This is a genomic window from Yokenella regensburgei ATCC 49455 (assembly GCF_000735455.1).
GTDB lineage: Bacteria > Pseudomonadota > Gammaproteobacteria > Enterobacterales > Enterobacteriaceae > Yokenella > Yokenella regensburgei.
Genome location: NZ_JMPS01000037.1, coordinates 37,839 through 51,595 on the forward strand (window position 1 = coordinate 37,839; position 13,757 = coordinate 51,595).

A 13,757-nucleotide genomic window follows, 5' to 3' on the forward strand; every position below is an offset into this window, starting at 1 on the left:
AATATACAAAACAAGCACTCATGGGAGGGTGTCATCGACAGCGTGACGACGTTTGTGACGATGGCAATTTCCCGGTTTCCCTGTCGCCGTCATTAGTGGCGAAGCATCGTCATAAGTGTCACTTCCGGAGTGTCATCCAGACTGTTATCCTTAATAATCATGTGGATACAAGATGGCCTGTATTTTGCACCTCCCCGGCGAATTGCAGACGGAGGCACGATGCACGAAATCACCCTTTGCCAGCGGGCGCTGGAAATTGTTGAACAACAGGCCATGGCGCACGGTGCCAAACGCGTCACCGGGGTATGGTTGAAGGTCGGAGCGTTTTCCTGCGTCGAACCCAGCGCCCTGACCTTCTGCTTTGAGCTGGTGTGTCGTGACACCCTGGCTGAAGGCAGTCAATTGCACATTGAAGAACAACAGGCGGAGTGCTGGTGCGAACAGTGTCAGCAATACGTTCAGCTGATATCACAGCACGTGCGGCGCTGCCCGCAGTGCCAGAGCGATTCGCTGCAGATCGTGGCGGACGACGGTATGCAGATCCAGCGCATAGAAATAGAGAAGGAATAAGTTATGTGTACCACTTGCGGTTGCGGTGAAGGCAACCTGTATATTGAAGGTGACGAACGTAATCCCCATTCGGCGTTTCGCAGCGCTCCTTTCGCGCCGGCCGCACGGCCAACGATGACGATAACCGGCGTCAAAACCCAGGACTTTACGCCGAGCCAGGATGAGCAAGGTGACCTCCACTACGGCCATGGTGAAGCCGGTACCCACGCACCGGGCATGAGCCAGCGGCGGATGCTCGAAGTTGAAATCGACGTTCTGGAGAAGAATAACCATCTGGCAGCCCGCAACCGCGCGCGCTTTGCCGCCCAAAAACAGCTGGTGCTGAACCTGGTATCCAGCCCTGGCTCCGGTAAAACCACTCTGCTTACCGAAACGCTGCAGCGCCTGAAAAACCAGGTCCCCTGCGCGGTCATCGAAGGCGACCAGCAGACGGTGAACGACGCCGCCCGCATTCGTGCCACGGGTACACCGGCGATTCAGGTCAATACCGGCAAAGGCTGTCACCTCGACGCGCAGATGATTGCCGACGCCGCGCCGCGCCTGCCGCTGGAATCTGGCGGCATTCTGTTTATTGAAAACGTCGGCAACCTGGTGTGCCCGGCGAGTTTCGATCTCGGCGAGCGGCACAAAGTGGCGGTGCTCTCCGTGACCGAAGGCGAAGACAAACCGCTCAAGTACCCGCATATGTTTGCCGCCGCCTCGCTGATGCTGCTCAACAAAATCGATTTACTGCCGTATCTCAACTTCGACGTCGAGAAGTGCCTGGCCTATGCCCGGGAAGTGAACCCGCAGATTGAAATTCTGCTTATCTCCGCCACCAGCGGTGAAGGCATGGCCGAGTGGCTCGACTGGCTGGAGACGCAGCGATGTGCATAGGCGTTCCCGGCCAGATTTGCGCCATTGACGGCAACATGGCGAAGGTCGACGTCAGCGGGATCCGCCGCGACGTCGACCTCACGCTTGTCGGCGCCACTGACGAACACGGCCAGCCGCGGCTTGGCCAGTGGGTGCTGGTCCACGTGGGCTTCGCCATGAGCATCATCAATGAAGACGAAGCCCGCGACACCCTCGAGGCGCTGCACAACATGTTTGAAGTCGAGCCCGACGTGGGCGCACTGCTTTACGGCGAGGAACGCTGATGCGATTTATCGATGAATACCGCGCCCCGGAGCAGGTGATGCAGCTTATCGCCCATCTGAACGAAAGAGCGAAGCGCCTGAATTACAGCGCCGCACGACCGCTGCGCATTATGGAAGTCTGCGGCGGACACACTCACGCCATTTTCAAATTTGGCCTCGATCAGCTGCTGCCGGAGAACATTGAGTTTATCCATGGCCCCGGCTGCCCGGTCTGCGTACTGCCGATGGGGCGTATCGACGCATGCCATGAAATCGCCAGTCACCCGGAGGTCATTTTCTGCACCTTCGGTGACGCGATGCGCGTACCAGGGAAACACGGATCGCTGATGCAGGCGAAAGCGCTGGGGGCGGATGTACGCATCGTTTACTCACCGATGGATGCGCTGGCGCTTGCCGAACAGAACCCGGGGCGCAAAGTGGTCTTTTTCGGCCTTGGCTTCGAAACCACCATGCCCACAACCGCCATCACCCTGCAGCAGGCGCTGGCGCGCAACAGCGACAACTTCTTCTTTTTTTGCCAGCACATTACGCTCATCCCAACGCTTAAAAGCCTGCTCGAACAGCCGGACAACGGTATCGACGCCTTTCTGGCGCCCGGCCACGTCAGCATGGTGATTGGCACCGAAGCGTACCAGTTTATTGCAAGCTGTTATCAGCGCCCGCTGGTGGTCGCAGGCTTTGAACCGCTCGATCTGCTGCAGGGCGTCAGCATGCTGGTGGAACAGAAAATTACCGCCGACATCCGGGTGGAGAATCAGTATCGCCGGGTAGTCCCGGATGCCGGAAACCCGCTGGCTCAGGCCGCCATCGCCGACGTATTTTGCCTTAACGGCGACAGCGAATGGCGCGGATTAGGCGTAATTACCGACTCCGGCGTGCAGTTGACGCCGCGCTATCAGCGCTTTGATGCCGAAGCCTATTTTCGCCCGTCGCCGCAGGCGGTTTGCGACGACCCTGCTGCCCGCTGCGGCGAGGTGCTCACCGGGCGCTGTAAGCCTCACCAGTGCCCGCTGTTTGGCAACACCTGCAACCCGCAAAGCGCCTTTGGGGCGCTGATGGTTTCTTCAGAAGGCGCCTGCGCCGCCTGGTATCAATATCGCAGTCAGGAATGTGAAGCATGAAAAATCACGTACAGATAGCCCACGGCAGCGGCGGTCAGGCGATGCAGCAGCTCATCAGCGAGCTGTTTATGCGCGCCTTCAGTAACCCCTGGCTGGCGGAGCAGGAAGATCAGGCGCGCATTGCGCTCTCCACCCTCACCGCCCAGGGTGACCGGCTGGCGTTTTCCACCGACAGCTACGTTATCGACCCACTGTTTTTCCCCGGCGGTAACATCGGCAAGCTGGCGGTGTGCGGAACGGCTAACGACGTGGCGGTCAGCGGTGCGGTGCCGCAATATCTCTCCTGCGGCTTCATCCTTGAAGAGGGGCTGGAGATGGCAACGCTCGAAGCCATCGTCAAAAGCATGGCCCAGACGGCACAGGCCGCCGGGATCGCCATCGTCACCGGTGACACCAAGGTGGTGCCACGCGGCGCGGCGGATAAGTTATTTATCAACACCGCCGGAATAGGCGCCATTCCCACCGGGACCCACTGGGGCGCGCAGCAGATCACCACAGGCGATATTTTGCTGGTGAGCGGCACGCTCGGCGATCACGGTGCGACTATCCTTAATCTGCGGGAAAAATTGGGGCTCGACGGCGAACTGCAGAGCGACTGCGCGGTGCTGACGCCGCTTATCCAGGCGCTGCGCGATGTTCCGGGCGTGAAAGCGCTACGCGATGCCACCCGTGGCGGGGTCAACGCCGTGGCTCACGAGTTTGCTGCCAGCAGCGGCTGCGGCATCGAACTCCAGGAAGCGGCGCTTCCGGTAAACCCCGCCGTGCGTGGGTTGTGCGAACTGTTGGGCCTCGACCCGCTGAATTTCGCCAACGAAGGCAAGCTGGTTATCGCAGTTCATCGCGATGCGGCTGAAGCGGTGCTGGCCGTCCTGCGCGCGCACCCGCTCGGCGAACACGCCGCCATCATCGGAGAAGTGGTTGAACGGCGCGGCGTTCGCCTGGCCGGGTTATACGGTGTAAAACGCACGCTTGATTTGCCCCATGACGAACCGCTGCCAAGAATTTGTTAATCATCAGGAAACCGCCATGTCTTACACGCCAATGGGCGACCTCGGACAGCAAGGGCTGTTCGACATCACCCGGACACTCTTAAAACAAACCAGCCTGCCCGCGCTCAGCGAAGCGCTGACAGCGCTGGTAAAGCACGCGTCACTGGCAGAGCGGGCGGCGATTATTCTTTGGCACGAGGGGCACCACCGGGCGAGCTACTATCCCGCCGGCGAGGGGGTAAAACCGGTATCTGGCGAAGAAGAAGGTCTGCTGGCGCATGGGCCGGTGCGTCGTTTGCTGTCGCGCCCTGACGCCCTGCACTGTACGTATCAGGAGTTCAGCGATACCTGGCCGCAGCTGGCAGCCGGTGGCTGGTATCCGCCGTTTGGCCACTACTGCCTGTTGCCGCTGGCCGCCGACGGACACATCTTTGGCGCCTGCGAATTCATTCGCGATGAAGCGCGTCCGTGGAGCGAAAAGGAGTACCAACGGCTCCATACCTTCGCGCAGATCGTCGCGGTGGTCACCGAACAGCTGCAAAGCCGGGCGAGCAACAACGCCGACTACGAAATGCTGTGCAGCGAGCGCGACAACTTCCGCATTCTGGTGGCCATCACCAACGCGGTGCTGTCGCGTCTCGACATGGATGAGCTGGTCAGTGAAGTCGCCAAAGAGATCCACCACTACTTTAATATCGACGCCATCAGCGTGGTGCTACGTAGTCACCACAAGGGCAAGCTCAATATCTACTCCAGCCACTATCTCGACGACCATCACCCGGTACACGATCAGTGTGAAACTGATGAAGCGGGCACGCTGACCGAGCGGGTATTTAAGAGCAAAGAGATGCTGCTTATGAACCTGCGGGAGCGCGACGTGATGGCTCCGTATGAACGTATGCTTTTTAAGGTGTGGGATAACCAGATCCAGACGCTGTGCCTGCTGCCGCTGATGTCCGGCGATACCATGCTTGGGGTGTTGAAGCTCGCACAATGCGACGAGCAGGTTTTTAATGCCGCCAACCTGAAGCTGCTGCGCCAGATTGCCGGACGCGTGTCGATTGCCGTCGATAACGCGCTGGCCTGGCAGGAAATTCAGCGACTGAAAGAACAGCTGGTGGATGAAAACCTGGCGCTCACCGAGCAGCTTAATAACGTCGATAGTGAATTTGGCGAAATTATTGGCCGCAGTGACGCCATGACAAATGTGTTAAGGCAGCTCGAAATGGTCGCACCGAGCGACAGCACGGTGCTTATCCTCGGTGAAACCGGCACCGGCAAAGAGCTTATTGCCCGTGCTATCCATAATCTCAGCAACCGTAATCGGCGGCGGATGGTGAAAATGAACTGCGCGGCAATGCCCGCGGGTCTGATGGAAAGCGAGCTTTTCGGTCACGAACGTGGCGCCTTTACCGGTGCCAGCGCCCAGCGAATGGGCCGCTTTGAGCTTGCCGACAAAAGCTCTTTGTTCCTCGATGAAGTCGGCGATATGCCGCTGGAACTACAGCCTAAACTGTTACGAGTACTGCAGGAGCAGGAGTTCGAGCGGCTTGGCAGCAACAAGCTTATCCACACCGACGTGCGCCTGATTGCCGCGACCAACTGCGACCTCAGACAAATGGTGAACGACCGGGAATTTCGCAGCGATCTCTACTATCGTCTGAACGTGTTTCCGCTCCATCTGCCGCCGCTGCGCGAACGACCGGGAGATATTCCTCTGCTGGCCAAAGCTTTTACCGCGAAAATTGCCCATCGACTGGGGCGTAACATCGACAGCATTCCGGCAGACGCGCTGCGTCAGCTTGAGCGCATGGAGTGGCCGGGCAACGTGCGTGAACTGGAAAATGTCATTGAACGTGCCGTTCTGTTGACCCACGGTAATGTGCTACAGCTGTCGTTGCCGGAACTGGCTTACTCGCCGGAACCCCCGCCAGTCGTGGATGCCGCACTCCCCGGAGAGGATGAAGCGCAGATGATTATCCGCATATTGAAAGAGTGCAACGGCGTCGTTGCCGGGCCCAAAGGGGCCGCACAGCGGCTGGGGCTCAAGCGCACGACCCTGCTCTCACGGATGAAGCGTCTTGGCATTGAAAAGGATATGCTGGTATAACTGACTGATATTAATACAAACCCTGACCTACTGGAGGAATTATGGCTGTATCCGCTCGTAACCAACTGACTGGTAAAATTAGTGCTGTTGCCACAGGCGCAGTGAATGATGAAGTGGAGCTGACGCTCGAGAACGGGGCGAAACTGGTTGCCGTAGTGACTCACAGCAGCAAAGAGGCGCTGGGGCTGGCGAACGGCAAAGAAGCTATCGCGCTCATCAAAGCGCCGTGGGTAACGCTTGCCACCGAAGACTGCGGCCTGAAATTCTCCGCCCGTAACCAGTTTGCTGGCAGCGTGAATTACGTTTCTGAAGGTGCCGTGAACGCCACGGTAACCATCACCGCCGACGCCGGATTTGAGATTGTGGCGGTTATCACCAACGAAAGCCGCGAAGAGATGCAGCTCAACCAGGGCAGCCGCGTTATTGCCCTTATCAAAGCGTCCGCCATTCTTATCGCCACGCGCGCATAATCACCAAAGCACGCCGTGCCTGCCGCGGCGTGCGCTTACTTCTTCGGCTTATATTTTTCCGGTAGTTCCGGCACCGGGCGCTTGTCATCAATTAAATGACGGATCGTCAGGATCGGGTGCCGCCAGAGCATTCTCGGCCCTGCCCAGCGCATCACCTGCTTCATCTCTTCGCGTTTTGCGGGCTGATAGCAGTGAACCGGACACTGTTTGCAGGCGGGTTTTTCCTCGCCAAACACGCATTTTTCCAGCCGTTTGTCGGCATAGGCGTTCAGCGCCTGGTAGTGCCCGGCATCCTGAATGGCGTCGGGGTTGCGGTTTGCGTAAAGCGTAATCATCTTCGCGATGGTCTGCTTTTCCCGCTCAATACGTTTACCCACCGTGGTCTCCCTCCAGACATAAGTTGCATTAATAATACCCCTTTGTATTTCTCTACACCAGTGCCCGGGATCCCCGGAAAGAAGACGATATTCTGGAAAAGTCCTCGCAGATTTCTCCACCGCCGCTCGGTGCCACGACCCTCCAGGTGTACGCTGCTGCACACTGAATCTTCGGTAAATGGAACGAGCAGAGGATAAAAATGAATAAGAGAACGGCAGTTGCTACCCCACCCGCTTCACCTGCGTCCCGCAGAGTCACCGTTGGCTACGTTCGTCGCGGTCGTATTGATAAAGAGAGCGGGCTGGCGTTTCAATTTTCACGCACGCCGAGCCTGGTACTCAGCGGTAAATGGCTGGAAGCAGCAGGATTCCCTACCGGCACCCGGGTGAGCGTGCTGGTAGAGCCGGGGCGCATCACCATTCGCCCTATTACCGGTTCAGAAGATAAACCCCACTGAACCGGTAGAAAGCGGCTTTAGCTGTGGCTATCACCGCGCAGCATCGCCCGGAAGTGCGAGACCAACGGGCGCTGGTTAGCCTTGTGCCACGCCGCCCACAGCTGGGTGGAGTAATCCATCCAGGGCAGCTCGCGCAGCACCACGCCTTCCGGGGCGTTGTGCCGCAGGCTGTGCTGAATCAGCGCCAGCCCCAGCCCTGCGGCCACCAGCCCTAACGCAGTCAGCGGTTCACCGGCTTCTAAACGAATATCCGGGTTGAACCCGGCTTTCACACAGGCGGCAACAAAGTTGTCACGCGAATGCGCATCATCGTTGTGAATAACCGCGATCCACTGCTCATCCGCCAGCTGTTCTGCCACCAGTTTCTCCTCCTGGGCAAGCGGGTGGCTCTGCGGCAGCGCCAGCAGCATACGGTCGTTCAGCACCTGCACATATTCCAGATCCTGCTCGCCGGCATCGGGGGGAGTATCCACCAGCGAAAAATCGAGGCTGCGCTGGCGCAAACCTTCAATCTGGGTAGCAGGCGGCTGGCTGTAGAGCGCGATATGCACGTCCGGGCGCGAATCGCGCAGGGTGCGCAGCGCCGTCGAGAGCACACCTGAGTGCATGGCGTTTTCAATATAGCCAATACACAGGCCGCCATCTTCACCACGCCCCAGCCGCTTGCCCAGCGATTCCAGCCGATTGGCGTGCGTCAGCAGCGATCGCGTCTCGGCTAAAAACGTCTGCCCGTCGGCGGTCAGGCGTATACGCTGCTGGTTGCGTTCAAACAGCATTAGGCCCAGGCGCTCCTCAAGCTGCGCAATCTGGCGGCTTAACGGCGACTGGGAGATATGTAACCGCTCGGCCGCACGCCCTACGTGCTCCTCTTCAGCAACGGCCACAAAGTACTTCAACTGGCGTAGATCGATCATGTAAGACCTCAAAGGACTCAAGTTAGACAAATTATGTCCTATCAAGTCACAAGTGCGCAAGGTATTGTGATCTCCGTCACAGAGCAGCAGCACATAAATGCCCTGCCTGAACCCTAAAAAAGAGGACATCTTCATGAGCATTAAAAATATTCTTCCAGGCAACATCGGCTTAGGCGGCGCACCGCTCGGCAACATGTTCCGCGCAATCCCTGAAGAGGAAGCCCACGCCACCGTCGCCGAAGCCTGGGACCTGGGTATCCGCTATTTCGATACCGCACCGCTGTACGGCTCTGGTCTTTCCGAAATCCGCATGGGTGAAGCACTTTCTCAGTACCCACGTGATGAATTCATTCTGAGCAGCAAAGTGGGCCGCATCATGCTGGATGAAATGGAAGACCCGACAAAACGTGACTTTGGTGAGAAAGGTGGACTGTTCGAACACGGTCTGAAAAACAAAATTCTCAACGACTACTCTGCCGATGCCACCCTGCGCTCTATCGAAGATAGCCTGAAACGCCTGAAAACGGACCATCTGGATATCGTCTGGATCCACGATCCAGCACAGGATTTCTACGGCGACAGCTGGCTTGAGCAGTTCAACATCGCCCGTACCGGTGCGTTCCGTGCGCTAACTCGTCTGCGTGACGAAGGGGTTATCAAAGCCTGGGGGCTTGGTGTTAACCGCGTTGAGCCTTGCGAACTCACCCTGGCGCTTGATGAACCAAAACCGGATGCCTTCCTGCTGGCGGGACGCTATTCCCTGCTGGATCACAAACGCGCCCTGCAGCGTCTGATGCCGGAAGCGCTGGAACAGAACGTCGATATCGTGGTGGGTGGCCCATACAGCTCCGGTGTTCTGGCGGGCGGTGAGCACTTTGAATATCAGAAAGCCTCTCCGGCAATCCTGCAGCAGGTCGCGCAGATCAACGCCATTGCAGCACGCTTCAATGTGGATGTGAAAGCGGCAGCTCTGCAGTTTGCTCTGGCCAACCCGGCGGTAGCCGCAGTGATCCCGGGCTCCAGCCGTCCGGGCCGTATGGCTGAAGATCTGGCGGCCCTCAGCGCCCCGGTTCCTGCTGAATTCTGGGCAGAAATGCGCCGTCAGAATCTGGTGGCTGAAAACGCCCCGCTGCCGACCCGTTAATCAACATCACGAGATAACTATGAAACTGGATCTGACAGGTAAAGTCGCTGTCGTCAGCGGCTCTACGTCCGGCATTGGGCAGGGTATCGCCGCCGGGCTTGCCAAAGCGGGCGCCACCGTAGTGGTGGTGGGTCGCAACCAACGTGGTGTTGATGCCGCAATAGCTGCCATCACGGCACAAACGCCTGCAGCATTGCTGCGCGGCGTGGTGGCTGACCTTAGCACTGAACGCGGTGTGGCAGAGCTGATTGCAGCGGTCCCCACCGCCGACGTGCTGGTCAACAATCTCGGTATTTTCAACGATAAAGACTTCTTTAGCGTTCCGGATGACGAGTGGCTGCACTTCTATAACGTCAACGTGCTGTCGGGCGTTCGGCTGGCGCGCCACTATGCGCAAGCCATGTCGGACAGCGGATGGGGACGAATCATCTTTGTTTCGTCAGAGTCCGGCGTTGCTATCCCGGGTGACATGATCAACTACGGCGTCACCAAAGCGGCCAACCTTGCGGTTTCCCACGGTCTGGCAAAACGCCTGGCGGGTACAGGCGTCACCGTCAACGCCATCCTGCCCGGGCCGACCTATACCGAAGGGCTGAAAGCGATGCTGGCAGACGCCGCCGCGCAGTCGGGCCGCAGCCCTCGCGAGCAGGCCGATGAGTTTGTCAAAACCGCGCGTCCAGGCTCCATCATCCAGCGAGCGGCAGACGTCGAGGAAGTGGCGAACCTGGCGGTTTACCTGGCATCTCCGCTCTCGTCGGCAACCACCGGGGCAGCCCTGCGCGTCGATGGCGGTGTTGTCGACACTCTCACAATGTAACCCTCACATATTTAAGAGAAAATTATCATGGCTAATACTACTGTATCGATTGAAATTCCGGCATCCGCCGACAACGTATGGCAACTGATGGGCGGCTTTGACACGCTGCCGGACTGGCTGCCGTTCATTCCGAAAAGTGTCTCTTCTGAAGGTGGCCGCGTACGCTCTCTGACCACTTCAGACGGTGGCACGGTGATTGAACGTCTGGAAGCGTTTGATAACCGTCAGATGAGCTACACCTACTCCATCATTCAGGCGCCGTTCCCGGTCGTGAACTACCTCTCTACGATTCAGGTGTTCGCAACCGCCAACGATAACGTCTCCCGCGTGGAGTGGTCCGGTGAATTTACCCCGGTCAACGTTTCTGATGAAGAAGCCGAGGCGCTGTTTGCAGGTATCTATCGCGACGGTCTTGCGGCGTTGAAAAACAACTTCGTTGCCTGACAGCACTCAGGGCGTTGGCAAAAACCAGCGCCCTATTATGAACAAAAACAGAATAGTCTATTGCCATTTATACCATTTTTGTCATCGAGCAACAGGCGTATTCTTCCCCCATCGCGTTACTCCACGCCGTTTAATAAATGAATTCTGGATATAGATATGAAAACCATTACCGCTATTTTTGCTGCTTCTCTGTTATCTGCTGCTGCCTTTAGTGCTTCAGCACAAAGTATCACCGCCTGTGGTTCAACCCTTGATAGCGCTGAAGCCGCGATTGCGCAGAAAGCCAAAAGCATGAACGCCACTCATTACAAAATTACCAGCGCTCGCATGGGCAATACCGTCACCATGAGTGCAGAACTGAATAAATAATCGCGCAAGGAACCCATTATGTTATTTGATAAATATTCGCTGAATGCACTGCCATTAAATAATCGTATTGTAATGCCGCCGATGACGCGTTCCCGCGCCGGGGCAGGCGATGTTGCAACCGACATGATGGCAGACTACTACGCGCAGCGTGCCAGTGCCGGCCTTATCATCAGCGAAGGCACGCAAATCAGTCAGCAGGGTCAGGGCTATGCCTGGACTCCAGGCGTCTACTCCGATGCCCAGATTGCTGGCTGGAAAAAGGTGACCGACGCAGTGCACCAGGCCGGCGGTAAAATCTTCGCCCAGCTGTGGCACGTTGGCCGCGTGTCACACACGGTTTTACAACCAAACGGCGCGGCACCGGTCTCTTCTTCCGCCATTCAGGCTGAAGGCGTCAAAGTGTTTGTTGATGTTGAAGGGCGTGGTCCGCAGAACGGCCTAGGCGAGATGGTGCAACACGCCATGCCGCGTGCGCTGACCCTGGAAGAGATCCCGGCAATCGTCAACGACTATGCCCAGGCCGCACGCAATGCGATTGCCGCCGGGTTTGACGGTATTGAGCTGCACGGCGCCAACGGTTACCTCATCAACCAGTTTATTGATTCGCAGGCCAACCTGCGTGACGACGAGTACGGCGGCTCGCTGCAAAACCGTCTTCGCTTCATGAAAGAAGTCGTGGAAGCGGTCTCTGCCGCAATTGGCAAAGAGCGCGTGGGGATCCGTCTGGCACCGCTGACCACCCTGATGGGCTCCCGGGACGATACGCCAGAAGCGACCTATCTCGCCGCCGCCAGCGTGCTGAATGCCTTAGGAATTGCCTATATTCATATCGCGGAAGCCGACTGGGAAGATGCGCCGGTGATGCCTGCAGCTTTCAAAGAAGCACTGCGTATTATCTTCCAGGGCACGCTGATTTACTCAGGTAAATACACCAAAACCCGCGCGGAAGAAGCGCTGGCAAACGGCTGGGCAGACCTGATTGGTTTTGGTCGTCCGTTTATCGCTAACCCGGACCTGCCGCACCGACTGGCAAACGATTTGCCGCTGAATACGCCGGTTAAAGAGCAATTCTTCGGCGGCGGTAAAGAGGGTTATCTGGATTATCCGGCACTCGCTTAAATTCCAGAAGACCACTGGATAACTTTCCGACGCATCCCGGCCAGGGATGCGTCACAATCCAATTCTGAACGACTCCGATTCCCTCACATTAGCCGTTTTCCCCCTTTCCCCTCTGCCTTTTGTTTTCCTGCCCGAAAGACTCCGTTATCATGTCTGCTACGTCACCATAAAGTGCAATGAGAGTGAAGATGAATGAGAACAACTAACTTCACTAACTCATTAAAATTTAAGAAAATGGACATCACAAACGGATGAGCACAATCGATAATTTAGACGCCTACACGCCAATGATGCAGCAGTACCATTTTTTAGTTGTTAAGCCCTTGAAATATAAATATAGGTTTATACAAACATTGGTTCTGGTTTACTAATGGGATACATTTCTACTATTTAGGAGTATGTTGATAATGAGAGTAGTGAAACCTTAACAAGCAAAACAGATTAATTAAGAATTTATCAATCTAAATTTACAATAACTAAAGGATATAGTGATGAAGTTAGAAGAGTTGAATACAGGGATATCGCATCATGGACAAGATGATGCTGGATTTATTTTTCATAATTTCTTGGTGGCATTTGATAGCACATTTAATCAATCAAATAATATTAAAATAAAAAATTTTTTTGAAAAAAATAGTCATATTACAAAATGAATATAACTCTGTATAGCTTAAAAAAGTCTTGTTACTTACTCTTTCGAGTATACTTATATTTTCCTTAATCAAGTATTTTTCAAAAAGGATCAAAACATAGGCGTTTCTCAATATAGTATTGAACGACTTATTTTTCTGTCGCCCAAGCAAACCAAGATATATATTTTGATAGTATAACGGCAGGCCAGAGTTTGAATTTAATATCATACAAAATCTTTCTCCCCCTTTCGTCATTATCTTTTTAACTAAATATTCACTCTTCATTGTTACCCCATAATTTAATTTTTATTTATAGGTAACATAATTTTTTAGCAAGTTACAAATTTATTTTCCATTATTTTTAACAACCTTATTAATTGCGGCTCCAATAACGAATCGGCCATATATTTACTTTAAATAGTAACCAATTGATTTTAAATATTAAAATAGAAGAATGTAATTCATTTTGTAATGTGCAAAATGACAAATTGACATTTTTATCAGCTACTAATTTGGTGAACCTTAACTTGTTAATAATAATTTAATTTCCTTTGTATGCTTTCCAAGTCGTATGATATATGATATGTCCATGACTGCATTTGAGTGCTACCTACGTCTTAATCATAACGTGACTATAGACATTAATCACTGTAATATAGTAACGTTGATAACCTATTATGAGAGTTTACATTACAGTATCGTTTGTGGCAGTGGTATCGTATTTTATCAATACTCATTTTAGGAAATTTATGGAAAGACTTGTTGACCTATGAAAATGTCATTTTTCTAAAGGAACAGTGATGGAATTTAAAGATATTGATTTAAAAAAAAGACAACATTATGTACCACAGTTTTACTTATCTCATTGGCTCGGTCGAGAAGGTATATTTGTGCGGAATAATATATCTAAAAAGTCCTACCCACAAAAAAACACCAAAGAGATTGCTGAAGAAAACTATTTCTATGGTATAAAGATGGACGATGTCGTATGGGACCTGTTATTATATAAATATTCTGATGACATAGATTCCAATCCATATCTTAAAACTCTATTTAATGATTTTGCGTTGTTAAAAAGATGCTG

The 13,757-nt window shown here is 54.4% G+C and carries 17 protein-coding genes; 15 read left to right on the plus strand and 2 right to left on the minus strand.

Annotation, left to right across the window (positions count from 1 at the left end; genetic code table 11):
• Window positions 1–219: 219 nt before the first annotated feature.
• Genes hypA through GYRE_RS11065 form a run of 7 tightly spaced genes read left to right on the plus strand, consistent with a single transcriptional unit; the run spans window position 220 to window position 6,399 of the window.
• Window positions 220–570 carry a hydrogenase maturation nickel metallochaperone HypA gene (gene hypA, locus GYRE_RS11035; protein WP_038255250.1) on the plus strand — a complete coding sequence of 117 codons (351 nt, stop codon included), beginning with the start codon at window positions 220–222 and terminating at the stop codon, window positions 568–570.
• Window positions 571–573: 3 nt separating this feature from the next.
• Complete coding sequence (gene hypB, locus GYRE_RS11040) at window positions 574–1,446, plus strand: hydrogenase nickel incorporation protein HypB (RefSeq protein WP_038255251.1); 873 nt, start codon at window positions 574–576, stop codon at window positions 1,444–1,446.
• The gene (locus tag GYRE_RS11045; RefSeq protein WP_006818548.1) at window positions 1,437–1,709 is read left to right on the plus strand and encodes a HypC/HybG/HupF family hydrogenase formation chaperone; all 273 of its coding nucleotides are present in this window, start codon (window positions 1,437–1,439) and stop codon (window positions 1,707–1,709) included. The genes hypB and GYRE_RS11045 overlap by 10 nt, the downstream gene beginning before the upstream one ends.
• Window positions 1,709–2,830 (plus strand): hydrogenase formation protein HypD, encoded by a 1,122-nt coding sequence (gene hypD, locus GYRE_RS11050; RefSeq protein ID WP_038255253.1) that lies wholly within the window; start codon window positions 1,709–1,711, stop codon window positions 2,828–2,830. Before GYRE_RS11045 ends, hypD begins: the two co-directional genes overlap by 1 nt.
• Window positions 2,827–3,840 (plus strand): hydrogenase expression/formation protein HypE, encoded by a 1,014-nt coding sequence (gene hypE, locus GYRE_RS11055; RefSeq protein WP_038255255.1) that lies wholly within the window; start codon window positions 2,827–2,829, stop codon window positions 3,838–3,840. Before hypD ends, hypE begins: the two co-directional genes overlap by 4 nt.
• A gap of 16 nt (window positions 3,841–3,856) precedes the next feature.
• Complete coding sequence (gene flhA / locus GYRE_RS11060) at window positions 3,857–5,929, plus strand: formate hydrogenlyase transcriptional activator FlhA (RefSeq protein ID WP_038255256.1); 2,073 nt, start codon at window positions 3,857–3,859, stop codon at window positions 5,927–5,929.
• Between the two features lie 41 nt (window positions 5,930–5,970).
• Window positions 5,971–6,399: a TOBE domain-containing protein gene (locus GYRE_RS11065; RefSeq protein WP_006818544.1), complete on the plus strand. Its 429-nt coding sequence runs from the start codon at window positions 5,971–5,973 to the stop codon at window positions 6,397–6,399.
• Between the two features lie 35 nt (window positions 6,400–6,434).
• Here the strand turns inward: GYRE_RS11065 and GYRE_RS11070 are convergent, their stop codons facing one another.
• Window positions 6,435–6,776 carry a nitrous oxide-stimulated promoter family protein gene (locus GYRE_RS11070; RefSeq protein WP_038255258.1) on the minus strand — a complete coding sequence of 114 codons (342 nt, stop codon included), beginning with the start codon at window positions 6,774–6,776 and terminating at the stop codon, window positions 6,435–6,437.
• A gap of 200 nt (window positions 6,777–6,976) precedes the next feature.
• On the opposite strand from GYRE_RS11070, the gene GYRE_RS11075 reads away from it, so the two are divergent.
• Window positions 6,977–7,234: a SymE family type I addiction module toxin gene (locus tag GYRE_RS11075; RefSeq protein ID WP_038255259.1), complete on the plus strand. Its 258-nt coding sequence runs from the start codon at window positions 6,977–6,979 to the stop codon at window positions 7,232–7,234.
• A 17-nt stretch (window positions 7,235–7,251) separates the two neighbouring features.
• Here the strand turns inward: GYRE_RS11075 and GYRE_RS11080 are convergent, their stop codons facing one another.
• Entirely contained in the window at window positions 7,252–8,148 is an 897-nt protein-coding gene (locus GYRE_RS11080) for a LysR substrate-binding domain-containing protein (protein ID WP_006818541.1), read from the minus strand.
• 133 nt (window positions 8,149–8,281) lie between these two features.
• Here GYRE_RS11080 and GYRE_RS11085 point away from each other — a divergent pair, with 133 nt between their 5' ends.
• The 7 genes from GYRE_RS11085 to GYRE_RS11115 form a co-directional block, all read left to right on the plus strand.
• The gene (locus tag GYRE_RS11085; protein WP_038255274.1) at window positions 8,282–9,292 is read left to right on the plus strand and encodes an aldo/keto reductase; all 1,011 of its coding nucleotides are present in this window, start codon (window positions 8,282–8,284) and stop codon (window positions 9,290–9,292) included.
• Between the two features lie 19 nt (window positions 9,293–9,311).
• Window positions 9,312–10,109 carry an SDR family NAD(P)-dependent oxidoreductase gene (locus tag GYRE_RS11090; RefSeq protein WP_006818539.1) on the plus strand — a complete coding sequence of 266 codons (798 nt, stop codon included), beginning with the start codon at window positions 9,312–9,314 and terminating at the stop codon, window positions 10,107–10,109.
• 27 nt (window positions 10,110–10,136) lie between these two features.
• Window positions 10,137–10,553: an SRPBCC family protein gene (locus tag GYRE_RS11095; protein WP_006818538.1), complete on the plus strand. Its 417-nt coding sequence runs from the start codon at window positions 10,137–10,139 to the stop codon at window positions 10,551–10,553.
• 156 nt (window positions 10,554–10,709) lie between these two features.
• Complete coding sequence (locus GYRE_RS11100) at window positions 10,710–10,922, plus strand: YdgH/BhsA/McbA family protein (RefSeq protein WP_038255261.1); 213 nt, start codon at window positions 10,710–10,712, stop codon at window positions 10,920–10,922.
• Between the two features lie 18 nt (window positions 10,923–10,940).
• A complete protein-coding gene (locus GYRE_RS11105) occupies window positions 10,941–12,041 on the plus strand; it encodes an alkene reductase (RefSeq protein ID WP_038255262.1) in 1,101 nt (366 codons plus the stop codon).
• A 491-nt stretch (window positions 12,042–12,532) separates the two neighbouring features.
• The gene (locus tag GYRE_RS24495) at window positions 12,533–12,694 is read left to right on the plus strand and encodes a hypothetical protein (protein ID WP_156102665.1); all 162 of its coding nucleotides are present in this window, start codon (window positions 12,533–12,535) and stop codon (window positions 12,692–12,694) included.
• 779 nt (window positions 12,695–13,473) lie between these two features.
• The coding region (locus tag GYRE_RS11115) for a DUF4238 domain-containing protein (RefSeq protein ID WP_038255266.1) at window positions 13,474–13,757 on the plus strand (284 nt) is incomplete at its 3' end.